This is a genomic window from Actinospineispora eucalypti (assembly GCF_039543365.1).
Classification (GTDB): Bacteria; Actinomycetota; Actinomycetes; order Mycobacteriales; family Pseudonocardiaceae; genus Pseudonocardia; species Pseudonocardia eucalypti.
This window is the reverse complement of the sequence record NZ_BAABJP010000036.1, coordinates 113,381-135,302: the sequence shown is the minus strand read 5'-3', so window position 1 is coordinate 135,302 and position 21,922 is coordinate 113,381. Positions and strand designations below refer to the sequence as shown.

General features: G+C 67.6%; 23 protein-coding genes and 4 tRNA genes. 14 read left to right on the top strand and 13 right to left on the bottom strand.

Annotation, left to right across the window (positions count from 1 at the left end):
• The 3 genes from ABEB12_RS28940 to ABEB12_RS28930 form a co-directional block, all read left to right on the top strand.
• The coding region (locus ABEB12_RS28940; RefSeq protein WP_345703231.1) for a replication initiator at nt 1–292 on the top strand (292 nt) is incomplete at its 5' end.
• Nucleotides 289–504 carry a helix-turn-helix domain-containing protein gene (locus ABEB12_RS28935; protein WP_185060482.1) on the top strand — a complete coding sequence of 72 codons (216 nt, stop codon included), beginning with the start codon at nt 289–291 and terminating at the stop codon, nt 502–504. The genes ABEB12_RS28940 and ABEB12_RS28935, both read left to right, overlap by 4 nt.
• Nucleotides 505–608: 104 nt before the next feature.
• Nucleotides 609–1,658: a site-specific integrase gene (locus ABEB12_RS28930; RefSeq protein ID WP_345703230.1), complete on the top strand. Its 1,050-nt coding sequence runs from the start codon at nt 609–611 to the stop codon at nt 1,656–1,658.
• Between the two features lie 86 nt (nt 1,659–1,744).
• On the opposite strand, the gene ABEB12_RS28925 is transcribed toward ABEB12_RS28930, so the two are convergent.
• From ABEB12_RS28925 to ABEB12_RS28910, 4 genes are all read right to left on the bottom strand, one after another.
• Nucleotides 1,745–1,819: transfer RNA gene (locus tag ABEB12_RS28925), tRNA-Val, on the bottom strand.
• A 1-nt stretch (nt 1,820) separates the two neighbouring features.
• A tRNA-Cys gene (locus ABEB12_RS28920) sits at nt 1,821–1,892 on the bottom strand.
• A 50-nt stretch (nt 1,893–1,942) separates the two neighbouring features.
• Nucleotides 1,943–2,015 (bottom strand) — tRNA-Gly (locus tag ABEB12_RS28915).
• A gap of 98 nt (nt 2,016–2,113) precedes the next feature.
• Entirely contained in the window at nt 2,114–2,545 is a 432-nt protein-coding gene (locus ABEB12_RS28910; RefSeq protein ID WP_185060484.1) for an SsgA family sporulation/cell division regulator, read from the bottom strand.
• 368 nt (nt 2,546–2,913) lie between these two features.
• Between ABEB12_RS28910 and ABEB12_RS28905 the strand changes: the two genes are divergently transcribed.
• The 6 genes from ABEB12_RS28905 to ABEB12_RS28880 all read left to right on the top strand — a co-directional run bounded on the left by ABEB12_RS28905 (nt 2,914) and on the right by ABEB12_RS28880 (nt 8,025).
• Nucleotides 2,914–3,597 carry a sigma-70 family RNA polymerase sigma factor gene (locus ABEB12_RS28905; RefSeq protein ID WP_185060485.1) on the top strand — a complete coding sequence of 228 codons (684 nt, stop codon included), beginning with the start codon at nt 2,914–2,916 and terminating at the stop codon, nt 3,595–3,597.
• Complete coding sequence (locus ABEB12_RS28900) at nt 3,594–4,505, top strand: anti-sigma factor domain-containing protein (protein ID WP_185060486.1); 912 nt, start codon at nt 3,594–3,596, stop codon at nt 4,503–4,505. The genes ABEB12_RS28905 and ABEB12_RS28900 overlap by 4 nt, the downstream gene beginning before the upstream one ends.
• The gene (locus ABEB12_RS28895; RefSeq protein WP_185060487.1) at nt 4,475–4,906 is read left to right on the top strand and encodes a TIGR02611 family protein; all 432 of its coding nucleotides are present in this window, start codon (nt 4,475–4,477) and stop codon (nt 4,904–4,906) included. Before ABEB12_RS28900 ends, ABEB12_RS28895 begins: the two co-directional genes overlap by 31 nt.
• Before the next feature lie 58 nt (nt 4,907–4,964).
• Nucleotides 4,965–5,039 (top strand) — tRNA-Val (locus ABEB12_RS28890).
• Nucleotides 5,040–5,485: 446 nt separating this feature from the next.
• Nucleotides 5,486–7,276 carry an ATP-binding protein gene (locus ABEB12_RS28885; RefSeq protein WP_185060488.1) on the top strand — a complete coding sequence of 597 codons (1,791 nt, stop codon included), beginning with the start codon at nt 5,486–5,488 and terminating at the stop codon, nt 7,274–7,276.
• 8 nt (nt 7,277–7,284) lie between these two features.
• The gene (locus ABEB12_RS28880) at nt 7,285–8,025 is read left to right on the top strand and encodes a hypothetical protein (RefSeq protein ID WP_185060489.1); all 741 of its coding nucleotides are present in this window, start codon (nt 7,285–7,287) and stop codon (nt 8,023–8,025) included.
• Nucleotides 8,026–8,161: 136 nt separating this feature from the next.
• On the opposite strand, the gene ABEB12_RS28875 is transcribed toward ABEB12_RS28880, so the two are convergent.
• From ABEB12_RS28875 to ABEB12_RS28860, 4 genes are all read right to left on the bottom strand, one after another.
• On the bottom strand, nt 8,162–8,704 hold the full coding sequence (locus ABEB12_RS28875; RefSeq protein ID WP_185060490.1) for a hypothetical protein: 543 nt from the start codon (nt 8,702–8,704) through the stop codon (nt 8,162–8,164).
• A 436-nt stretch (nt 8,705–9,140) separates the two neighbouring features.
• The gene (locus ABEB12_RS28870) at nt 9,141–9,350 is read right to left on the bottom strand and encodes a hypothetical protein (RefSeq protein ID WP_185060491.1); all 210 of its coding nucleotides are present in this window, start codon (nt 9,348–9,350) and stop codon (nt 9,141–9,143) included.
• Nucleotides 9,351–9,704: 354 nt separating this feature from the next.
• Nucleotides 9,705–10,292, bottom strand: coding sequence for a CYTH domain-containing protein (locus tag ABEB12_RS28865; protein ID WP_185061317.1), 588 nt, complete (start codon nt 10,290–10,292; stop codon nt 9,705–9,707).
• A 15-nt stretch (nt 10,293–10,307) separates the two neighbouring features.
• On the bottom strand, nt 10,308–11,144 hold the full coding sequence (locus tag ABEB12_RS28860; RefSeq protein ID WP_345703229.1) for a helix-turn-helix transcriptional regulator: 837 nt from the start codon (nt 11,142–11,144) through the stop codon (nt 10,308–10,310).
• Between the two features lie 1,084 nt (nt 11,145–12,228).
• Between ABEB12_RS28860 and ABEB12_RS28855 the strand changes: the two genes are divergently transcribed.
• Nucleotides 12,229–12,747, top strand: coding sequence for a polyketide cyclase (locus tag ABEB12_RS28855; protein ID WP_185060493.1), 519 nt, complete (start codon nt 12,229–12,231; stop codon nt 12,745–12,747).
• Between the two features lie 612 nt (nt 12,748–13,359).
• Here ABEB12_RS28855 and ABEB12_RS28850 read toward each other — a convergent pair.
• A complete protein-coding gene (locus ABEB12_RS28850; protein WP_185060494.1) occupies nt 13,360–14,523 on the bottom strand; it encodes a pyridoxamine 5'-phosphate oxidase family protein in 1,164 nt (387 codons plus the stop codon).
• A gap of 76 nt (nt 14,524–14,599) precedes the next feature.
• On the opposite strand from ABEB12_RS28850, the gene ABEB12_RS28845 reads away from it, so the two are divergent.
• Nucleotides 14,600–15,322, top strand: coding sequence for a helix-turn-helix domain-containing protein (locus ABEB12_RS28845; protein WP_185060495.1), 723 nt, complete (start codon nt 14,600–14,602; stop codon nt 15,320–15,322).
• Here ABEB12_RS28845 and ABEB12_RS28840 read toward each other — a convergent pair.
• Complete coding sequence (locus ABEB12_RS28840) at nt 15,307–15,903, bottom strand: TetR family transcriptional regulator (protein WP_185060496.1); 597 nt, start codon at nt 15,901–15,903, stop codon at nt 15,307–15,309. The genes ABEB12_RS28845 and ABEB12_RS28840 overlap by 16 nt on opposite strands.
• A 61-nt stretch (nt 15,904–15,964) precedes the next feature.
• Between ABEB12_RS28840 and ABEB12_RS28835 the strand changes: the two genes are divergently transcribed.
• Nucleotides 15,965–16,312, top strand: coding sequence for a hypothetical protein (locus tag ABEB12_RS28835; protein ID WP_221497662.1), 348 nt, complete (start codon nt 15,965–15,967; stop codon nt 16,310–16,312).
• 54 nt (nt 16,313–16,366) lie between these two features.
• Nucleotides 16,367–16,774, top strand: coding sequence for a Rid family hydrolase (locus ABEB12_RS28830; protein ID WP_185060497.1), 408 nt, complete (start codon nt 16,367–16,369; stop codon nt 16,772–16,774).
• A 5-nt stretch (nt 16,775–16,779) separates the two neighbouring features.
• Here ABEB12_RS28830 and ABEB12_RS28825 read toward each other — a convergent pair whose 3' ends face one another.
• A complete protein-coding gene (locus tag ABEB12_RS28825; RefSeq protein ID WP_185060498.1) occupies nt 16,780–17,502 on the bottom strand; it encodes a mycothiol-dependent nitroreductase Rv2466c family protein in 723 nt (240 codons plus the stop codon).
• Nucleotides 17,503–17,513: 11 nt separating this feature from the next.
• On the bottom strand, nt 17,514–18,107 hold the full coding sequence (locus ABEB12_RS28820) for a TetR/AcrR family transcriptional regulator (RefSeq protein WP_345703228.1): 594 nt from the start codon (nt 18,105–18,107) through the stop codon (nt 17,514–17,516).
• 158 nt (nt 18,108–18,265) lie between these two features.
• Here ABEB12_RS28820 and ppdK point away from each other — a divergent pair, with 158 nt between their 5' ends.
• Nucleotides 18,266–20,965: a pyruvate, phosphate dikinase gene (gene ppdK / locus ABEB12_RS28815; RefSeq protein WP_185060499.1), complete on the top strand. Its 2,700-nt coding sequence runs from the start codon at nt 18,266–18,268 to the stop codon at nt 20,963–20,965.
• Between the two features lie 43 nt (nt 20,966–21,008).
• On the opposite strand, the gene ABEB12_RS28810 is transcribed toward ppdK, so the two are convergent.
• Nucleotides 21,009–21,911, bottom strand: coding sequence for a M15 family metallopeptidase (locus ABEB12_RS28810; protein WP_185060500.1), 903 nt, complete (start codon nt 21,909–21,911; stop codon nt 21,009–21,011).
• Nucleotides 21,912–21,922: the final 11 nt, after the last annotated feature.

Below are 21,922 nucleotides of genomic sequence, written 5' to 3'. Positions count from 1 at the left end.
CCTGCGCAAGTGGGCGCACATGCTCGGCTTCCGAGGCCACTTCCTCACCAAATCCCAGCGCTACTCCACCACCTTCCGCGCGATCCGCGCCGAGCAGCACCGGTTCCAAATCGGGCACACCCTCACCGAGCTGGGCGCTGACCTGGACCCGGACCAGGTGATCGTGGTCAACGACTGGAACGTCGTGAGCATCGGCCACCGCAACCACGCTGAGTACGAACTCGCGCACGCTATCGGCGAACGCGCACGCCACCTACCCGGCGAGAAGACCAGGCGGGAGGTACAGCGATGAGCGGCTGGCGGGCAACTGCAGGGGAGGGGCGGCGTCTGTACCGGGTGCCGGAGGCAATGCGGCTGCTCTCGCTGAGTCGGTCGGTGATCTACGAGCTGATTCGCTCTGGGCGACTTAGGTCCGTGACCGAGGGACGGGCGCGCCTGATCCCGGCGGCGGCGATCCAGGAGTACGTGGACCTGTTGGTCTCGGAATCGCGGAGGGCATCGTGACCGCCCGGCGTAGTCGGGGCGACGGCAGTCTGCACTGGCACGAAGGTCGGCAGCGGTGGATCGCGAGCGTCACAGTCGGCTACCGGCCATCCGGCAAACGCATCGTGAAGCAGCGGAGCGCCCGGACCAAGACGGCGGCCAAAGCGGAGCTGAAGGAGCTGCTGCGTGACCTTGACGACGGGGTCACGGAAGCGGCCAAGTACACCGTTGCCGACGCCGTGGAGGACTTCCTGACGCACGGGCAGCACGGCCGGTCCAAGAACACGGTCAAGAACCGGCGGACCTTGGCCGAGACGCACATCGTCGCCCAGCTCGGCGCTCGGAAGCTCCGGGAGCTGACCGCCCAAGAGGTCGACGGCTGGTTGGCGGACCGGGCGAAAGTGGTCAGCACCAGCACGCTGCAACGGATCAAGTCCATCCTTCGGCGGGCGATCGCCAGGGCGCAGGCACGGGAGAAGGTGCGGCGGAACGTGGTGCTGCTGTGCGAAACCCCGACCGGACTGGGCGGCCGGCCGTCGAAGGCACTCACCCTCGGCCAGGCTCAGGCCTTCCTCCAGGCGGCCGAAGGGTCGCCACTCCGGGCGTACTTCATCGTCTCGCTCCTCACCGGTGCCCGGACAGAGGAGCTGCGTCCGCTCACCTGGTCACACGTGGACCTGGACGGCGACCTGGAGGCGGACCCGCCGGTCAAGCCGCACATCATGGTGTGGCGGTCGGTCCGAGAGGACGGCGACACCAAGACCCAGAAGTCCCGGCGGTCGCTCGCGCTGCCGGTTCGCTGCGTGGAGGTCTTGCGCACCCACTGGAAGCACCAGGCAGAGCAGCGACGGCGGGCCGGGAAGAATTGGGTGGAGAACGACCTGGTGTTCGCGTCGCTGGTGGGGACCGAGCTGAATCCGTCGAATGTCCGCCGGGAGTTCCGGCGGGTGACCGCCGAGGCCGGCCTGGAAGCGGGGGAGTGGACACCCCGTGAGCTACGCCACAGCTTCGTGTCTCTGCTCTCGGACAGCGGAGTTCCGGTGGAAAAGATCTCGCTACTGGTCGGCCACAAGGGCTCGCACGTGACCGAGCTGGTCTACCGGAAGCAGCTCCGACCGGTCGTCGAAGAGGGCGCGACGGCGATGGACAAGATCTTTCGGAGCAAGGATGCGTAGTCAGGCACTTAGTCAGGCAGCGGGGGCGCCGGAAAGCGAACGGCCTGGTCGGTCCGCTAGTGCGGGACTCTGACCAGGCCGTTTGTTGGTGGACGATACTGGGATTGAACCAGTGACCTCTTCCGTGTCAAGGAAGCGCTCTCCCACTGAGCTAATCGTCCGAGGCGGAGGCGGGAATCGAACCCGCGTACAGGGCTTTGCAGGCCCTTGCCTAAGCCACTCGGCCACTCCGCCAGATTTCGTAAGGGGCCGAACTCGTGGTGAGAACCTGAGAGCACCCTCCGAGCGGACGACGGGACTCGAACCCGCGACCCTCACCTTGGCAAGGTGATGCGCTACCAACTGCGCTACGTCCGCATGTTCCCCGCCCGTAACTTCCTGGGCGGGATGTTGTGGCTAAAGCCTATCCGAAGCCCCGTCGGGGGGCCAAACCGGCCCCCCGACTTCGCCGTTGATCAGCTCGCTTCGCTGGAAAGCAGGTCTTCCAGGGCCAGGTCGAGGTCGAGCCAGGCGTACTCGCTGCCCGGGGGGACCGCCTCGAAGGTCCGGTCAAGGAAGTCGGCCAGTTCCGGCGCGCTGGTGGAAAACAGCGCGTGGCCGGACGGCGAGCTGAGCTCGATCTCGACAGTGTCTGGGTCGCCCGCGGCCGGGCGGACCCGGACGTCGCCGGTTCCCGCCTCGGTCAGTAGGCCGTCCGCGAACAGATCGCGGGCGAACACCCACTCAACGTCCGCCGCATCGGTCCGACCTGTCTGGAAAACCGCGTGAACCGCAAAGGGATCGCGGCTGTCATATCGCAGCTCGACCCGCACCGGCATAGCGTCGGCCTGTTGGGCCAGCAGATCGAACACGGCGAGAGAGCGGATGGTGACGTGCTCGTTGCGCATCGTGCTGCCTCTCCGTGGGGTTATCGCCCGTCCTTCAATGAGTGGCAACGACCGGGTCGCCGAGATGTCACGGTGCTCAGGGGGGCGACTCGCCGTCCAAGGGGCAGACTTCACCCGGTTGGAGCAGCCGCTCTCCACGGCTCCTGGGACAACGCCGCGGCGGGACCGTGGAGTTCGTGTTGGAGATCGCTTCGGCGGCCGGCCGAATGACCCCCGGAGCCATCTTCCGGCGCCTGCGGCGGCCCCCGACAAGGACCGGGCGAGGGCCGGGCGAGGGTTGGGCGCGGCGTGCGCCGCGCTATATCTAGCCCTCGTCTGCGCGCGTGGAGGGCTACCCTTGTTGGACATAGACGGTGCCCAACAGTTACTTGAGTGAGGACGAGCCGGTGGCCGACGTCGCCAATGTCTCCGCATCCGGCCGGCCTGGCCGGCGCGCGGGAGACGACGCCGAGCTGCTGGCCGGCCCGCCCGACGAGGGCCTGGTCGAACGGGTCGCGGACGGTGAGGCCGAGGCCCTCGGTCTGCTCTACGACCGCTATGCCAGTGCGGCCTTCGGGCTGGCCCGCCGGATCTGCGCGGACGAGGAGCGGGCCAGGGAAGTTGTGCGCGAGGTCTTCGTCCGGCTGTGGCAGGACCCGCAGCGGTTCGACGCCCGGCGGGGGAAGTTCAGCAGCTGGTTGCTCACCCGGGTGCAGCACCGCGCGGTGGACGCCGTGCGCGAGCTGAGCACCGGGCAGCGGCGCGAGCTGTCCACCCGCTACGAGCGGGAGGAGTGGCCGGTGCCCGCCGCGCCGGACCCGGAACGGCTGGCGTTCGGAGTGGTCCGCGCCGGCCAGGTGCACGACGCGCTGGCCCAGCTGCCCGGCGAGCAGCGCCGCGCGCTGGCGCTGGCCTACCTCGGCGGCTACACCCTTCCCGAGATTGCCGCGCTCACCCGGGCCTCGCTGGCCGAAGTGCAGGAGTCACTGTTCGGCGGCATGCGACAGCTGCGCCGGCTGCTGGTACCGCTGCAGTGGGACGAGCTCGAGCGCGGCGAAACGGCGGAACCGTGACCGCCGGGACCAGCTGCCCCATGGTCGGCCAGGCGGTCGGCTGGGTGATGCACGCGCTGGAGCCGGTGGACGAGGAGGCCTTCGTCGAGCACCTGCCCCACTGTCACGTGTGCCGGGCCGCGGTGCGGCAGACCGAGGACCTGATGCGCCTGGTCGCGGCGGCCGACGAGCAGCTCGACCCCGGGCCGGAACTGCGCGAGCGGGTGCTCGCCGAGGTGGCGGCCACCCCACAGACGCCCCGGGACCAGCGGGCCACGCCGTGGCCGAAGGTCGCCTGGGGATCCGGCGAGCCGTCCCAGCAGGCCGGCATCGGGCTGTACGCCTGGGAGCCGCCGCGCCCGCCGGCGGTGCCCGGCGAGTTCAGCCAGCGGCAGGCGGCGCAGCAACGCCGGCAGGAGGCGTCCCGCCGCAAGGGCCTGGTGGTGCTCCTGGCGGCGGCCGCGTTCGTGGTGATCGGGCTGGGCGGGATCGCCGCCCGCTCCCTGGACGGCGGCGGGCAGCAGCAGCAGGTCCAGGCGCAGGCCGAAGCGATGCAGCAGACGTTGGCGCAGGTCAAGACGCCCGGCAGTCGCTACGCGGTGCTGAACGCGCGCAACGGGGCGCCGGTGGCGGCGGTGCTGCTGGACGGTGGGGAACGCCGGCTGGTTCAGGTCGGGCTGCCGATGAACGGCCCGGAGGAGAGCTACGTGCTCTGGGGCACGGGCGCCGGCAAGCCGGTCGCGCTGGCCACCTTCAACATCACCATGCCGGCGAACAACATCCCGCTCTCGCTCGGTTCGGCCGGAGCGCCGGGAACGCCGGAGGGCCTCGACGCGTTTCCCAGCTACGCGATAACCGTGGAGGTCGGCAAGAAGGCGCCGGAGGGCCCGTCGCCGGCATGGATCGCATCCGGGCAGGTGACCAGCTGAACACCAGGGAACACCAGCCGTCCCGTGTGGCGGCAAGGTTCAGCGACCGTCCACGCCTGCGGATGTTCTACCGGGTCGGCATCGCGGTGGTCGGCGGCCTGGTGTTGCTTGCGGGCATCCTGATGATCCCTTACCCCGGCCCCGGCTGGCTGGTGGTCTTCGCCGGCCTGGCCATCCTGGCCACCGAGTTCGCCTGGGCGCACCGGCTGCTCGGCCACGCCCGCGCCCGCTACGACGCGTGGACGGACTGGCTGGCCCGGCAGCACTGGTCGGTCAAGCTGCTCGTGCTGGCCGGCACCGGCGCGATCGTGCTGGTCACGCTGTGGTTGCTGGGAACCGTCGGCTGGGTGGCCGGCTGGTTCGGCATACGGTGGACCTGGTTGCAAAGCCCCTTCGGCTGATCCGGTAAGGTCTACGACATCGCAGGCCCGGCGCCTCGGAAGTACAGCCGCCGGCCCTGGGCGATTAGCTCAGCGGGAGAGCGCTCCGTTCACACCGGAGAGGTCACTGGTTCGATCCCAGTATCGCCCACCACCAAACTTGCTGGTCATCCTGGGTGCGGGGTACCGCTCCCTAGGGTTTGTACCCGGAATGTGCCCACGAGCTATGGCGTTGGGATGGTCTGCCCATCCATCAGCGACTTGTTGGCGTGGGAGTAGTTTTACCGCGCGGTTGTCTGCGCTTCCGCCTTACGTGGGACGCAGCTGATCTTGAGCTCTTCTAGGTCCCACCCCTTTGTGCTTGGTGCGTGGCTTTGAATCGAGTTTGAAAAGATCTTGCTGGCGCTAGACCGTGTTGGTCAGGCATGTCAGTCAGGGTCTCAAGTCGAACACCACATGCGAGTTAAATGCAGTACAGTTCATTAGCCCATGACGGGACGACGAGAAAGCTGTACATGAGCCATGAATTCGCCTCATTCTGACAGTGACAAAGTCGTATCCATGATGCGTGAGGCCGGCATCGAGCCGGTAAAGGTGTCTGTGGCTGAGACCGAAGATGAGCGGATCTTTGCCGTTGCTGTCCCTGAAGGTGACATGCAGGCCGCTATGCAGTTGGCTGCTCAGTTTGAGCAGAAATTGTCTACTCAATTTTTCCAAGCGGTTGTCAGTTTTCGTGCGGTAGCGACTGCGCCGGTCTTGCCGACCGGGCCCCTCAGAAGCCTTGATGATCCACGAGTCGATGCCCTAGTTCAGTTACTAACATCGCGCTCGAGCACGTCAGAGGCGCATCCCAGTCTCGCATATATTCCGAACAACAGAGCAAATCTCGCAGCAGCCACGAGTACTCGCCATCAGCTGGTATTCGGCCGACGCGGCGCGGGAAAAACTGCGCTGCTGCTAGAGGCGCGACGTTTGATTCGAGAACAACACTTTACCACTGCATGGTTAAACATGAAGCCCCTTCGCAACGAAGGCCCTGAACGGACATTTCTGTACGTTACACGCATCTTGTTCGATTCGATCGCCACGGACCTGAGCGGCAGAGGCCTTAGCAACGTGCAATTCCATGAACGACTACAAGAAACCCGATCGCGCATTCGGGTCCTGCTTGAAAAGGCTGCCTTAAAAGCCGGGGAAGTTGGTCGATTGGTTCCCGAAATGCAGGAAAATATTCGACTAATAACTACGATACTGGGCGGACGAGTCTATCTATTCTTAGACGACTTTTACCATGTTCCAACGATTCATCAGCCGGAGGTGCTCGACTTTCTTCACTCTATTACGCGTGACGCCGACGTGTGGTTAAAGGTGGCCTCTATGCGTCATCTCACTAAATGGTATCGACCTAGTCCGCCTATTGGATTGCAGACGGGCCAGGACGTGGACATAATTGATCTGGACCTCAGCCTGCAAGACCCCGCCGCTGCGGCGAGCTTTCTTCAAAAAATGCTCACCGAATACTGTACGACCGTGCATATCTCGACGACGGCGAGCGTTATCACGAGGGAAGGGCTCGACCGTCTGGTGTTTGCAAGTGGAGGTGTTCCGCGGGACTTTCTGACGCTTGCGGCCTCGGCCATCCAAACAGATCGAGGTCGCCATGCTGCGCGGGCAGTCGGGATCTCAGCTATAAACCAGGCTGCCGGCGAAGCGGCTCGCGCGAAGACTGGTGAACTTGACGATGCCCTCGCGTCTAACGCGGGCTATTCCGCGCAAGCTGCGCAGGCTCTTACGCGTGTACGTGATTTCTGCCTTGATGAACGCGGTTTCACTTACTTCAGGATTGATTTTCGTGACAAGGAGAAGAATCCTGATGAGTACGGAATCCTTACTCGTTTGCTCGATGTGCGTCTTGTGCATCTAATTGACCCTAGTGTGTCGGACAATCACCGAGCTGGCGAACGTAGCGAGTGCTACACACTTGACCTTAGTCAGTATTCAGGATACCGCTTAAAGCAAGGGATTCGCGTATTGGATATCAGCGACGGAAAGTTGGTGTCCAAGCAGACCAGGCTCTCCAGATCAAATGCCGAAAATCGTGGCAAAAAACTCGTTATCGGCACAACGGCGCGCGAGGTAGTCACTATTCTACGTGCGGCGCCGCTGTTCGAGCTCGCTCTACTGCGTGACCTCGTGAGCGAGTACGAGCCAGGTGTAGATCTTGTCGAAAATGCCCTACGAGGCCGTGACTCAATGGCAATGAATGAGCTTGTAGTAGAGCTAAATCGCCCATACAGCGAGATTGTATCGGTTATATCGGACATGATTGTTAATGGCACCGTCGAGGAGGTAGATGCTGAAGGCTCCATCGTCTATCGGCTTGCCCGGTAGACGCCACGATGAGCATCACTCAGTATGCGATCGGCGCTGTCGCCGCAGCGGGCGTTACGAGTATGGAACTAATCTTCAGGAGCCAGCGTCATCCCTTCGGCGATCGAAAGATGAAGGCAGTAGGTTGGTGGCTTGCTGTTGCGGCTCTCGACGCTGGAGTCGCCTGTGCCATGCTTGCGGGCGCGGTCGGTATCGAGCTAGTTGATCCGGCGACGGTCGATCACGGAAATGAGCTTCTGAAGGCTCTGGTTATTGGAGGCCTAGGGCCGCTTGCGCTTCGAAGCCCTGTGCGTAAGACCAAGGTCAAGGATCAAGACTCTACCGTAGGAATGACCTATGTTTATGATATCGCACGGCTGTACGCTCTGTATGCTCTCGACGAGCGCTATGTGCGCCTCAAGCGCAACGACGTTCGAAAGACGCGGGCGCACTGGAAGGCTCTTGGCCTCGATAGTCGCAAGGTCGCTGCGGCGATTCGTCGACACCTTACGGACCATGACCGGCTAGACATTGAAAAGCGCGATGCTATCACGGCGGGAGTGGCCAACTCGATGACTCTCCCAACCGAGGACGAAAGGCTGTCTGCTCTCATAAAATTGATAAATCTGTCACGGTTCTCTGCTCTATGTGACGAGCTCAGTGCCTACCGGGAATCTGCTGATGCATCGGAACTGGAGATTGATAGCCTAGAACCTGGCGAAGGTGATGTTGTGGTCATTGAGGTGGATGTGGATCCTGAGCAAGTATAAGAGGAGAGGAATCGAATATCCTGATATTAGGGGCCTGATGGAGAGCTCCTATTCGGTTGAAACGGTGCCCGCCGACTGTCTAGGAGCGCGCGACGCGCTCGTCTTCGCGCATTGGAATGGTCTACGAAAATGTTCTTCACTCGTGCCGTCCTGGCGACTTAAGCTCTAGCGCGATGGCGTTCACAAGCGACTGGCGCAACTGATATTCTCGCGGTGCCAGTTGGTTTGAGAGTTCATTTAGTTCGAGTGATTTGGGGTCCGCGTGAGCCTGCAAATTGTTGCGGCGCTCCCGTGAAATAAAGTGGATCTCTCTTGACGCGGCATCAACAGTCTCACGCCATTCTCGATAACGATCACGAATAGTAGTCGAGCTGAACGCATCGAGTAGAGCCGCAGCAGTCACGCGGTCCGTAGGTTCAGGTATCGGCAACTGGATAAGCTTAGCTTCAACATAATGAACATCTTCGTAGGTGAGGCTAAGGTTATATATCTCGGCCTCTAACCACTGAGCTTCGCGCTCGACGATCCGCAGGACCTCCAAGTAGGCGTCTGCTAGCCGCTGCTGGAGCCGAGCTTCACGTGTGACCTTACCTGGCCGTGTAGCGGCCCATATCGACGCGAAAACTCCACTGAGGCCGATCGTGCCAGAGGCGATCACGGAGGCGAGAGCAACATCCACCAGTGAAGTGTGCCAGGGAGACGGTCTACTGAGCGGGAGAATGAGTTGTGCCCCGCGGGCGGCGCGGCTTGGCTGAGCCGGTGAGACACCTAGGCATCGGTCGCACCTCGGCGTGTCCAGGGGAGTTGCAGGCGCCCGCGACCGGCGGTCCGCTGCGCGGCGTGCCAGGTCTCGGTCCATCGGCGAAGTCGGTGCGTGCAGTCACGACAATGGGGCCAGAGTGGTGTGCTCCTGGGTGCTGCCGAGGTGAACCGGGCGCCACACAACGCCTGGTAAGTCCCGTGGCGAGCTTTGTGCGTGGCGGCGTACTGGGCGAAGGTGATGCAGTGCTCGATCTGGCCGACTGACGCGATCCACAGGATGTACTGAGGGGAGGCGTCCGGCGTTGCCCAAGGGTCCCGCGCGGAGTCTGCGCGTCGGCTCATGAGTCGTCGCCCTAGTCGAGTAGGTCGGATTCCCACTCGATGGCGCCTGTGTCCGGGTCGAGGAGCGCCGAGTCGACCAGTTCGCCGGTCTCGTCGGGGTTCCACACTTCGCACCAGCAGCGGCAGCCCAAGGCGGATAGTCCGCTGCGGGCCAGGCCGCGCAGTAGGCCGGTGACGAACAGTCGCACTGCCCAGATGCCCGACCACCCCATCGGGGCCACCAGCCGGGCGCCCTGTCTCTCCCGGCTCAGGTGCGCGATGACGCAGAGGCTCTATCCAGGGTTGTCCGGGTGATCTCCGGTGGGAGATGCGTTGTCCGCCGAGTCGGTAGAGGGCTCCGGGGTCAGCCAGTGAGCAATTGGTCGATCTGTTTTAGCGCCTCTCGATCGCGGTGAACCGTGCCTCGGTTGCCGGATCTGTGCTGCTCAGCGGGTCTGTGCGATGCCCTGACGCGCGGTGGTCCATGAGCCGACAAAAGCACGATCGGCTTGTCCCAGGTAGGTGAAACGTATTCTATTCGGGGACATGTGTCCGGGTGTTTCGGAAACCGGCCGCGCTGCTGTGGCGCGCGTTACTCAGGTGGCCGAGGGTGGCCCGTGCTCATTCGCTCGGTAAGCCGCCACCGCGTCCGTGTAGGTGTCGGTGGTGAGGTCTTCCGGCTTGATTCCCAGCTCGGTGAGCACGGTGCGCACGGCGTCCAGAGCGGCCGGCACGTCGTCAGCCTCCGCCAGCGTCTCTAGTTCGATGAATGTCTGCCCGGCCAGTTCGGGAACCTGTACGACGGTGGCCAGCATCTCTCGGCCGTGCGCCTCGAACCTGTGGTTCACGCAGTGCTTGCGGAACGCGATCACTTCCACGGCGTCCAACGCGGTCAGCACGGTCACCAACACCCCGGCGTCCGCCGCCGTGGTCTCGTGTTCGGGCTTGGAGCCGCTGGTGTCGTCTACCGGGGGTTCCTTGTAGGTCAGCACCACCCGCTCGCCGCCGGTGTCATCGGTCACCGTGCGCACCCGCAGCTCTCGGTTTTGCTCGGTGAGTCGCCCGTCCGGCAAGTCGAAGTATCGATCTGAGTAGGTGGACCGGGCACCTTCGGCCCGTTCACCGAGTAGCCGATGCACCCGGTCCGGGTCGCGCACGACGGCTTTCAACTCGGCCTCGATCATCGCCACGTGGCGACCCTAAACGACCTGGCGGGCGGTGCGGCGTAGTTCGTCGGTGAACCGCTGAAAGCCTCGATGCAGCGCGCCGTGCGGGCTACCGGCCAGCCGGTACATCGGCGATGTGTGGCCCTCGTGTGAGTCGCCGAACGCGGACACGAACAAGGTCGAGTCCAGGCCGATGACTCGCCAGGTGGGCAGCAGGTCGTACAGATGGCATTGCACGGTCCCGATCTCGTCGTTCAGCTCACGCAACCGCTCCACCGACAACCGGATGCCGGCCGCGAAGGTACCGAGGGATTCGCCGATCTCCGCCGCCCGGCGCTCGGCGGCCGGGCAGTCCGGGTCCAGCAGCAGCACGCGCACGGCCGGTTTGGCTTCCTGAATGTGCGCCCGCAGCATCGAGTCGTTCAAACCGAGGATGCCCAAACCGCGTACCGCCAGCACCTCCATCTCCCGGGCGGTGGCGGCGAGTCCGGCGATGTCCTTCCGCGCGGTGGACTGCGAGGGATACACGGCCAGGATCTCCGCCCTGCCCGATGCCCCGAGGTGATCGAGGCCGGCCGGGTGCCTCGGTGCCAAGCCGAACCGCATACGGGCGTCGTCGGGCATGCCTAGGCCATCGGCGATGCGCTCGAACAACTCCAAGGTGGTCACCGAGCGGCTACCCCGGATGATCTCCGACACTCGGCCCTGCAAGATGCCCGTAGCGGTGGCGATGCGCGATTGGCTCGCCCCGGCGTATTGCTGAGCCGCGCGGAACAGGCCGGCCACGTCACGATCCACAAGCGCGCGGCGGACTTTCGGTTGCTTCCAGGCCCAATCGGGCAGTGCCAGCGACGGAACGGTCTCAGTCACCCAGGAAGGGTACATCTCACGGTGAGAACATCACTATGGGATGGGTTCAGGGAATCTCACGGTGAGAACGTCTCTGACGTGGGGAAATCGCAGGAGTCGGCGCCGTCGCGAACGGCCAGCCAACGGACACCAATCAGCTTGCTTGAGATCCGAGACGCTTTGATCATCGCGGCCGGCGTCGTCGCGCGCTCCGAACACACCCCAGGGGCCGACGGTTGCTGTTCCCGGTGCGGCGAGTCCTTCCCGTGCGCGGTCCTCCGGGTGGTGCGACGGTTCCCTGGTGCGTGGCGTCAGCGGGCCGACGAGGCGCGACGCCGGACGGGCGAGTCGTGAGCGCCGAACTAGGTCCGTGGGCGGAATGGACCACCGAAGAGATCTTCAACGAGATCTACTGCGAGCCACCCCGAGTCGTCCCGGCGCCGCCTGACGACGATGATGGTTCGGCGGTGACCGATGGCTAACAGCTCGGGCGTCCTTCGATTCGTCACGGTGCAGGGCAGCATCGTGATCCACGCTCAGCTCGTGGTCGACCAATACCGTGGACGGACTGTGTGCGGACGGCCAGTGGCGGGTCGGGCGGCCGAAGAGCCTCGGCCGGTCGAGCGGTGCGAGGGGTGTTGGGCGGATTACCGCGTACGCGGCGACCTGCCTCGCCACGTCAGCGCCCGCTTCGGCTCTCCCGGAATCCGGTACTAAGCCCCATGCAGTCGGGACCCCCTCAGGGTCGACACGGTGCCGGGCAGGCTGGCCGTTGCCGCCCGCGCCAAGTGGGGATGGATGTGACCGGGATGGTGATCGGGGACACGGTCATGGTGCGCCCGGAGGCATAACAGTGCCAAGCGCGACCAAGAACGTGCAGGCGCCTCGCAGCCACAGCCCTCGATCGGTGCCGCCGCGGTGAGCGCTCATCGGGAACCACCGGCCGCAACACAGCGGGTGCCCACCCGGTCGACGGATGATCTCAGGTGCTACGACCAGGACGGAGCGGTTCGTATTGTGGGCAGTATCGCCCGCCACCATTTCTCCAGGTCAGATAACCTGATCTGCCGTTGCTCCGACGCATTCCATGGTGGACGATGGATGCATGATCGGTGACCGGTGGGGCGTGAGCGAGAGTGAGATCGCGCGCTCCTATCCGTGCGACGACTTCGTCACCTCGCCCGCGTTGCGGGCGTGGCGGGGCGTCGATGTCGAGGCGCCGGCCGAGGCCGTGTGGCCCTGGGTCACGCAGGTGAGGCTCGCGCCCTACTCGTACGACTGGATCGACAACCTTGGCCGCCGCTCACCCCGCGAACTGGTGGGTCTGCCCGAGCCTCGGGTCGGAGACCGGTTCACCACCGCTGCCGGGCGCAAGTGGGGCCAGATCGTCTCCATCGACCCAGGGAATCAGCTCACGGGCCGCATAGTGGGCGCCTTCATGTCCTACGTACTCGTGCCTCAGGGCCACGACGCGACACGTCTGTTGCTCAAGATCGTCATGCAGACCAACCGCTGGGTGGCCCTCGGGGTCTCCGTCGGAGATCTGATCATGGCTCGACGGCAGTTACTGAACTTCAAGCAACTCGCCGAGAGCCCCCGGCACCACGGCGCGAACCGTCCGTAATCGCCGACGCGGGCAGGGATGTGACCGGGCCTCGGGTCCTCGTCGGCCAGGCGTTGCCCGGCGGCGGTTGACCTGGATGGGGCGGGCTCTTAAAGCAGTATTACCCCCGAGACCACGGCGAGCATGACGACCATTAGTACCAGGGCACACCCGCCCGACGGCGAACGGCGCGATTGATAGCGTCGGGCGTCTTCATGCATTTTTGCGTGGCGGCGAGCGGCGTCGCCGCTCGGATTTTGGCTCATGCGTGCTCATCCTTCGAATGTTCAACCATCTCGAATGCCTCTCTGAGATCAATGATCCGAAAAATGGGTGGAGGCACCTGCGTTCCCTTTTGCCTACGGCCGCGCGTTTCCGCTGGTTGCGAACTTGGTAAACGCATCTTTGTCGAATCAACCGAGCTCGCGGAAGAGGGCGGTCCGGTCAGTGGACCGGCATGCCGCCTTGAACCGGCCAGGTGGGCGATTCATAGCATCCTGTCGGGGTCATTCACGGGCGTATCACGGATTGGCTCCCAGAAAACGAGGGCTTAGTCGATGTTGTTGTCAGAAGCAATTGTCGGGAGGGAGTCACCCCTCGACCGAAGAATTCAGCACGGCGATTCTCGACGGGTCAGTACCCCTCGTCGCGCAGCGCGGAGCGGTAGGCCGCGTCCATGGCGCGGCGGGTGAGTGCCTTGGGCGCGGCGGCCATGGCCCGCGAGAGCAGGCGGGTGGCGCGATCGCCCTGGGTGTTGGCTGCCAGGTGTGCGGCCGCGACGGCGTTCAGGTCCGGTAGCTGTTCGGGGTCGCGCGGGCCGCGCCACAGGGCTTCGGCGGCGGCGCTGCGCGCCAGTCGGGCGTGCTCGACGGTCATGACGATCGCCGCGTGCGGTGGCCTGTCGCGCAGCGCCATCGTCGCCAGCAGAGCCGGGTCGGTGCTGACCTGTGCGGTGCCGCTGAGGTGGACGACCTCGCCCCGGCCGGGAACGAGGGCGGCCAGCGAGACGTCCGCGCAGGTCATGAGGTTGTGCAGGGTGTCGGCTCGCTTGTTGCCCCGGCGGTCGGGGAGCGCGACGGTGGCTCCGTCGAGCACCTGGAGGAGGCCGGGGCCGTCCCCGCGCGGGCTGGTGTCGGCTTGCTCGTTGTGGTCGCGCGAGGAGATGAGGGCGAACGGCGAGGCGGCGAGGAACGCTGCGACGCCCGGAGCCGAGAGCGGCCCGTCGGCCGGGTCCGCCGGTGCGGCCGGGACCGTCGGGATGCCCGGAGCGGCGTCCGGGATCGCCGGAACGGCAGTCGGGATGGCCGGAACGGCAGTCGGAGTGGTCGGAGTGGCGTCCGGGTTGGTCGGGACGGTCGCGGTGGGGTCCGGGACGGCCGTCCACAGCTTCGAGCGCAGTACGCAGCGCGCGCAGTGCAGGTAGGCCTCGGCCATGTCGATGGCGAGGCGACCGTCACGGACTTCGGCGGCGGTGCCGTTCAGCCGGAAGGTCTCCCCGAGGCCGGGGATCAGGAACACCATCGACGCCCCGGTGCCGGGGGCGGGGGTCGGCGCCCCATCGGGCATCGGCAGCGACAGGCGGGTCGGCGACTCGGCGCGCGCGAACCCGGCCGTCCCGCCGACCAGGACCGTGTGGGGCGTGCCGGTCGGGTCGCGGATGCCCAGCGCGGCCACCGGAGCGGCGGCGAGGACGGTCCGGCAGCCCTCGTCGAGGGTGTCGGTCGCCTTCAGCAGGACCATCCGGGGTGGGGTTCCGATGATCGCGTCGATGTCCGCGGCGGTGGTCGGTGGGTGCATGTCCCCGACGGTAGGGTGGCCAGGTGGCGGTTGGTGGCCAACGTATGCCGTGATCTGGCCATGATCGGAGGATGGCGTGCTGGGTACGGTGCTGGCGACCGCGCGGACCGAGTTCGACCGCGGTTTCGCCTTCGGCCTGCACGTGCACGACTTCCACCTGCTGAGCTGGTCCGAGACGGCCACCGTCACCCACCGCACCGCGGACCGGGACTGGCTGGTGCCCCCGACCCACGCACTGTGGATGCCCGCCGGGGTCCCGCACGCCGTGGCGGTGGTGCGCGGCGGCCTCGGCTACGGGGTGATCTTGAGCGCCCGGGGTGGCCAGGCCCCGTGGACCGAGCCGACCGGTGTGCTGGTGACTCCGCTGGTACGGGAGCTGATCGTGCACCTCGACCGGAACCCGAACCGGGCCCGCGCCCGGGCCGAGGCGCTCCTGGTGGAGCTGCTGGAACCCGTTCCCAGTACGACGTTCCAGCTCCCGATCCCGGCCGACCCGCGCCTGCGGGACATCACCGAAGCCCTGCTCGCCGATCCGGCCGACGGCCGCGACCTCGCCGCGTGGGCCGACCACGTCGCCACCAGCGTGCGCACGGTGACGCGGCTGTTCCAGGCCGAGACCGGGATGACGTTCGCGCAGTGGCGCACGCACGCCCGCATCCGAGCCGCGCTCACCCATCTCGCGGACGGTGTCCCCGTCCGGGCGACGGCGCGCGCGGTGGGCTACCGCAAGCCCGGGGCCTTCGCCGAGGCGTTCCGCCGGGTCACCGGCCAGCTGCCGAGCGTCTACTGTGCCCCGTGAGGCTCGGGTCGCGGCGCCCCATGGGCGAGATCGTGGAAGGCGTTCCGCAGCAGCGCGGTGATGCGTTCCGGCGGGGCGTCGCGCAGGCCGTCGAGCTGGAGCAGGTACCGGCCGATCACCGTGCCGATGGTCAGGGCGCCGATGAGGCCGGCGCGCAGGTCGGCGTCCTCGGCGTCTTCGGCGGCCAGGTGCTGGCCGGCCTGGCGCTGCTGGGAGATCATCGCGGCGCGGACCTCGCCGGCGGCCTCCGGGTGGGTGAACATGGACCGGACCGCGGCCAGCGCGTCGACCGGCTCCTCGGCGAGCTTCCGCTCCAACGCGGCCAGTAGGAGCTCGGCGGCCCGCTCGGGTGGGCCGGTGACCGGCTCCTCGCCGCCGTAGTCGGAGACCTGGGCGAACAGGTTGTCCTTGGAGCCGAAGTAGCGCATCACCAGGCCGGGGTCGGTCTCCGCCCCGGCCGCGATGGCCCGGATCGTGGCCCGGTCGTAGCCGACCTCGGCGAACAGACGCCGGGCCGAGTCCAGGATGCGGGCCTGGGTGTCGCGGCGTTGCTCGACGCGGCGGCTCGGGCGGGAGGTCATCTTCTCAGTCTACGGTCGTTGACTGGGTTGTTCGGCGGTGCTAGCTTTCGGTCTACACCTGTTGACTGAAATCGATTGGTTGATCGCCATGTGGCAGCCGTTCCTGTTGTCGGTGCTGGCCGGGGCGATGGGCGTGAACGCCGTTCCGCATTTCGTCAAAGGAGTGGTCGGGGAGCCGTTCCCGAACGTGTGGGGCAACTCGCCGCTGCGCAATGCCGTGGCCGGAGTGCTCGGCCTGGTGATCGCGGTGCTTCTCGGCTACTGGGCGGAGCTGCCGGGCCATTTCTGGGCGGGGCTGGCCGGAGCCGGCATCGGCGCGCTGGCCATGGCGGTGTTCCACGGCGCCGGCGGCGCCTATCGCCTCAACGCCGCCCTGGGCCTGCCCAACCCGCCCCGGGTCGCGCGCTGACCAGAACTGTCGGGGGTGCCGCGCAGGATGGGCCTCTACCAACAAGGAGGCGGTATGGCAGTCACCCTGGTGAACCCCGACGGGTTGCCGAAGATCGACGCGTATCGGCAGGTGTCCGTGGCGACCGGGTCGAGGCTGGTGCACCTCGCCGGCCAGGTCTCCTGGGACGCCGAGGGGAAGACGGTCGGCGAGGGCGACCTGGTCGCGCAGATCGAGCAGTGCTACCTCAACGTGGCTATCGCGCTGGCCGGTGTGGGCGCCACCTTCGCGGACGTCGTGAAGCTCACCGCCTACGTCGTCGACTGGACGCCCGACAAGGGGGCGGCGTTCGGTGAGGGCGTCGCGCGGGCGGCCGCGAAGCTGGGGATCGCCCCGGTGCCGCCGGCCACGCTGATCGGCGTCACGGCGCTGTACATGCCCGAGCACCTGGTGGAGGTGGAGGCCACCGCCGTCCTCGACTGACGCTCTTACTTCTTCAGGCGGCGGCTGCCGGCGTGCCAGTCCTGCTGGACGCCGACCTCGTCGGGTGCCACCCCGAACGCCGGTAGCTGGGGCATTTCGCGCAGGCTGCGCTTGAGCTCGGCGAAGCCGGGGAAGCGGGCCAGGGCGACGACGTGGTCCCACAGTTCGGCGGCCGACCGCTCGTCGGGCATCCGGCTGATCACCGGGCCGAACAGGGCCATGCCCTCGGGCGGTTCGAAGTGCAGGATCGGGGTTCCGACGTCCTTGCCGGTGAGGGCGAGGGCTTCGTCGGTCTCGGCCTGGATCTCCGCGTCCCAGGACGGTTCGTCCAGCGCACCGGCCAGGGACGCCGGCAGCCCGGCCTCGGCGAGCACCGGCAGGACGAACTCGGGCGTGCCGCGCCGGCCGACCGCGGCGGCGTCGTCGGCCACGAGCTCGCGCTCGAAGACGTGCTCGCCGAGCACCGCGTACAGCGTGGCCACGGCGTCGCGGCCCTGTTCGGCGCGGGTGCGCGCGGCCACCCGGAGCAGGCGCAGCCCGGCGGTGTGGCCGGCCTCGTACTCCGGCGGGAAGTGCGTGTCGTAGTCGATGTGCGAGTTGAGCAGGCGCAACGAGATGAACCGCCAGTCGACGGTGTAGTTCCGTTGCGCCTGCACGATCCGCACCCACTTGCTGGTCAGCCAGGCGAACGGGCAGGTCGGGTCGAAGTAGAAGTGCAGGTCGGCCATGGTCGGGCTCCTCACTGGGGTTGGTGCATGACGCGGTGGGACAGTTCGTGCAGGGCGGCCAGTACCTGCGGTTTGGTCAGGCCGCCCTCGCGCAGGTGGGCGTAGAACTCGCCGGCCAGCGGGGCGAGCAGCGACTCGGCGAGCGCGCCGTGCGGGTCCGGCACCCGCGCTGCGCGCAGCAGCACCAGCAGGTGCGCCCGCCAGAACGCGTAGGCGCCGGTGCGGAACCGGGCGGCCCCGGTCTCGGCGGCCAGGGCCAGGTGCAAGTGCCGGTCCACCAGGTCCAGCATGGCGGCGTAGAACGCGTCCAGCCGCTCCGCCGGCGACGCCCCGGGGCCGAGCGGCGGCGGCCCCGAGAGCAGGCGTTGTTGCAGCTCGCGCTCGTGCCGGTCGATCAGGGCGACGGCCAGCGCGGCCCGGTCCGGATAGCGCCGGTACAGCGTGCCCTTGCCCACGCCGGCGGACCGCGCGACGTCCTCCATGCTCACCCGGGTCGCCCCGTGCTCGGCGAACAGCCGCTCGGCGGCGGCCAGCACGCGCGCGCGGTTGCGCGCGGCGTCCGCCCGTTCGGGGCGGGGCGCCGGATCGGCCAGGGGAACCCGCACGTCCGCCAGCATAACCACGAACTGGACGTGCGTCCGCTTCACTGAACCGATGGAGACACCGATCAGGCTCGACCGAGGTAGTGTCCGGCGGGTGGCCGGTCGCTTAACTTCTGGTGAGCGGGCCGGCGCCACCGCCGGACGGGGACAGGAGCGGGGCCGTGACCCAGTACGTCTACGACTTCAGCCAGGGCGACAAGGACCAGAAGGACCTGCTGGGCGGCAAGGGGGCCAACCTGGCGGAGATGACCAAGCTCGGGCTGCCGGTACCGCCGGGTTTCACCATCACCACCGAGGCCTGCCGGGAGTACCTGCGGCTCGGCGTCGAGCCCGGTGAGCTGCGGGTCCAGGCGACCACCGCGCTGCGCCAGTTGGAGGACCGGCTCGGCCGCCAGCTCGGCGACCGGCACGACCCGCTGCTGGTCAGCGTGCGTTCCGGGGCGAAGTTCTCCATGCCCGGCATGATGGAGACCGTCCTGAACGTGGGCCTGAACGACGCCAGCGTGAAGGGCCTCGCCGAGGCCAGCGGGGACGAGCGGTTCGCCTGGGACTCCTACCGGCGGCTGCTGCAGATGTTCGGCAAGACGGTGCTGGACATCCCCGGCGAGGTCTTCTCCGACGAGATGGACAAGCTCAAGTCGGCCAAGGGCGTGACCAGTGACGTCGACCTGGACACGGACGACCTGAAGGGGCTGGTGCAGGCGTTCAAGGACGCGGTGCGCACGCACTCCGGCGCGGACTTCCCGCAGCACCCGAGGGAGCAGCTGGACCTGGCGATCCGGGCGGTGTTCAAGTCGTGGAACACCGAGCGCGCCCGGCTCTACCGGCGGCGCGAGCGGATCCCGCAGAACCTGGGCACCGCGGTGAACGTGTGCACCATGGTGTTCGGCAACCTGGGCGAGTCCAGCGGCACCGGCGTGGCGTTCACCCGTGACCCGGCCACCGGCCGGGCCGGCGCCTACGGCGACTACCTGGCCAACGCGCAGGGCGAGGACGTGGTCGCCGGCATCCGCAACACCCTCTCGCTGGACGACCTGGCCGAGCTGGACAAGTCCTCGCACAAACAGCTGATGAAGGTCATGCGGCGGCTGGAGACCCACTACCGCGACCTGTGCGACATCGAGTTCACCATCGAGCGCGGCAAGCTGTGGATGCTGCAGACCCGGGTGGGCAAGCGGACCGCCGCCGCGGCATTCCGGATCGCCGCGCAGCTGGTGGACGAGCAGATGATCACGCTGGACGAGGCGCTCTCCCGGGTGTCCGGGTCGCAGCTGGCGCAGCTGATGTTCCCCCGGTTCGACCCGTCCGGCAACGGCGACCCGGTGACCGCCGGGATGGCCGCGTCCCCCGGTGCGGCGGTCGGGCGGGTGGTGTTCGACTCGCCGGCCGCCGTGGCCTGGGCCGGGCGCGGCGAGCAGGTGGTGCTGGTGCGCAAGGAGACCAACCCGGACGACCTGGCCGGCATGATCGCCGCGAACGGCATCCTCACCGCGCGGGGCGGCAAGACCAGCCACGCCGCCGTGGTGGCCCGGGGCATGGGCAAGACCTGTGTGTGCGGTGCCGAGGAGCTGGACATCGACGAGCGGGGCAAGGCGATCCGGGTCGCCGGGCAGACCGTCGGCGAGGGCGACTGGATCAGCATCGACGGCTCCACCGGGCAGGTCTTCCTGGGCCAGGTGCCGGTGGTCCCGTCGCCGGTGGAGACCTACATCGAGGAGGGCCTGGACGCGGCGTGCGACGGCGTGGACCAGGAGACGGTCCAACTGGTGCAGGCGGTGGACCGGCTGCTCCGGCACGCCGACCAGCGGCGCCGGCTGGGTGTGCGGGCCAACGCGGACACCGCCGAGGACGCCACCCGCGCCCGGACCCTCGGCGCGCAGGGCATCGGGCTGTGCCGGACCGAGCACATGTTCCTCGGCGAGCGGCGGACCATGATCGAACGGGTCATCCTGGCCGACACCCCGGAGGACCGGAACGCCGCGCTGGACGCCCTGCTGCCGCCGCAGCGCGAGGACTTCACCGCGCTGCTCGACGCGATGGACGGGCTGCCGGTCACCATCCGGCTGCTGGACCCGCCGCTGCACGAGTTCCTGCCCGACCGCACCGAGCTGGCCGTCCGGGTGGCCACCGCGCGGGCCAAGGGCGAGGCGAACCCGGAGGACGAGCGGCTGCTCACGGCGGTGGAGAGGCTGCACGAGTCGAACCCGATGCTGGGGCTGCGCGGGGTGCGGCTGGGCCTGGTCACGCCCGGCCTGTTCCTGCTGCAGGTGCGGGCCATCGTGGAAGCCACCTGCGAGCTGCGCCGGCAGGGGCGGTCGCCGAACGTGGAGATCATGGTGCCGCTGATCGGTTCGGTGATGGAGCTGCACCTGGTCCGGGACGAGGCGGACGCGCTGATCGAGGAGATCGCCGCCGAGGCCGGGCTGGGCGACCTGCGCATCAAGATCGGCACCATGATCGAGCTGCCCCGGGCCGCGCTCACCGCGCACCGGATCGCCGACGCGGCCGACTTCTTCTCCTTCGGCACCAACGACCTCACGCAGACCACCTGGGCGTTCTCCCGGGACGACGTGGAGGCGACGCTGTTCGCCGCGTACCTGGACAAGGGCGTGTTCACCGTGTCGCCGTTCGAGACCATCGACGCGGACGGCGTCGGCCGGCTGGTACGGATCGCCGCCGAGGAGGGCCGGGCCACCAAGCCGGACCTGAAGCTGGGCATCTGCGGCGAGCACGGCGGCGACCCGGAGTCCATCCACTTCTTCCACCAGGTCGGGTTGGACTACGTGTCCTGCTCGCCGTACCGGGTTCCGGTGGCCCGGCTGGAGGCCGGCCGGGCGGCGGTTACCGCTCCGCCCGGCTGAGTGCCCGCCGGGCGCGGGAACCTCCTGCCGGAGCCTGCCCCGGTTACGTCGTGATGGCGTGTGCCTCCGCGTAGCGAGGGCGTTGGCCGGTGAGGGCCGCCCACCGCCGGGTGCCGTACTCGAAGTGCCACCACTCGGCCGGGTAGGCGACGAACCCGGCGGCCAGCATCCGGTGGGTGAGCAGCCGGCGCAGCTCGCGCACCGGGCCTTCGATGCCCTCGAACGCGGCGGCGGCCGCCGCCGGCACGAACGCGTCGAACAGCGTGCCCAGGGCCAGCGGCCGGTGCTGGTAGGTCAGGGTCACGTCCACCGCTCCGCCGGCCGGGTGCGGGGGCGGGGTGCGCGGGTCGCTGCTCGGTTCGCTGACGAAACCCGGCGGCAGCGCCGGATCCTGGTAGGCGGCGTGGAAGATCTGCCGTTGGAGGGCCAGCGACCGCCAGCCGTCCAGCACCGCCAGCCCGAACGGCTCGGGCAGTTCGGCCGCCACGCCGACCAGCCGGCGGGCCACCTCGGCGCGCAGGTAGGTGCCGGGCACCGCCTCGGGCCAGCCGGCGTGCCAGTAGGCCCCGGTCAGCTGGATGGCCCGGTCGAACACCGGGACCATCGGCTCGTCCACCGGTTCGTCCACCGGTGGCATCTGTTGCGGGTCCACCAGGTTGGGCAGCGGCGGCTGGGGCGCCACCGAGGCGCCGACGGCGGCCGGGTCGGCCGTCAGCCACTCATAGGTGTAGCCGGTGAACGGGCGTTCCGGCGGAGCCGGGCGCGGTTGGGCGGGCACCCGGAAGGTGTCCCTGGGTGGCGCGGCCGGTGCGGTCGGTGTGGCGGTCGCGCAGGCCGGGGCCAGCGCCAGCGCGGCCATGCCCACGCCGGCGCCGAGCAGCACCCGTCGCCGGTTCGGTGGTTCGGTCTCCATGGTTGCCCCCTCGGCCGTCGTCCGGACGATCACGACTCACACTC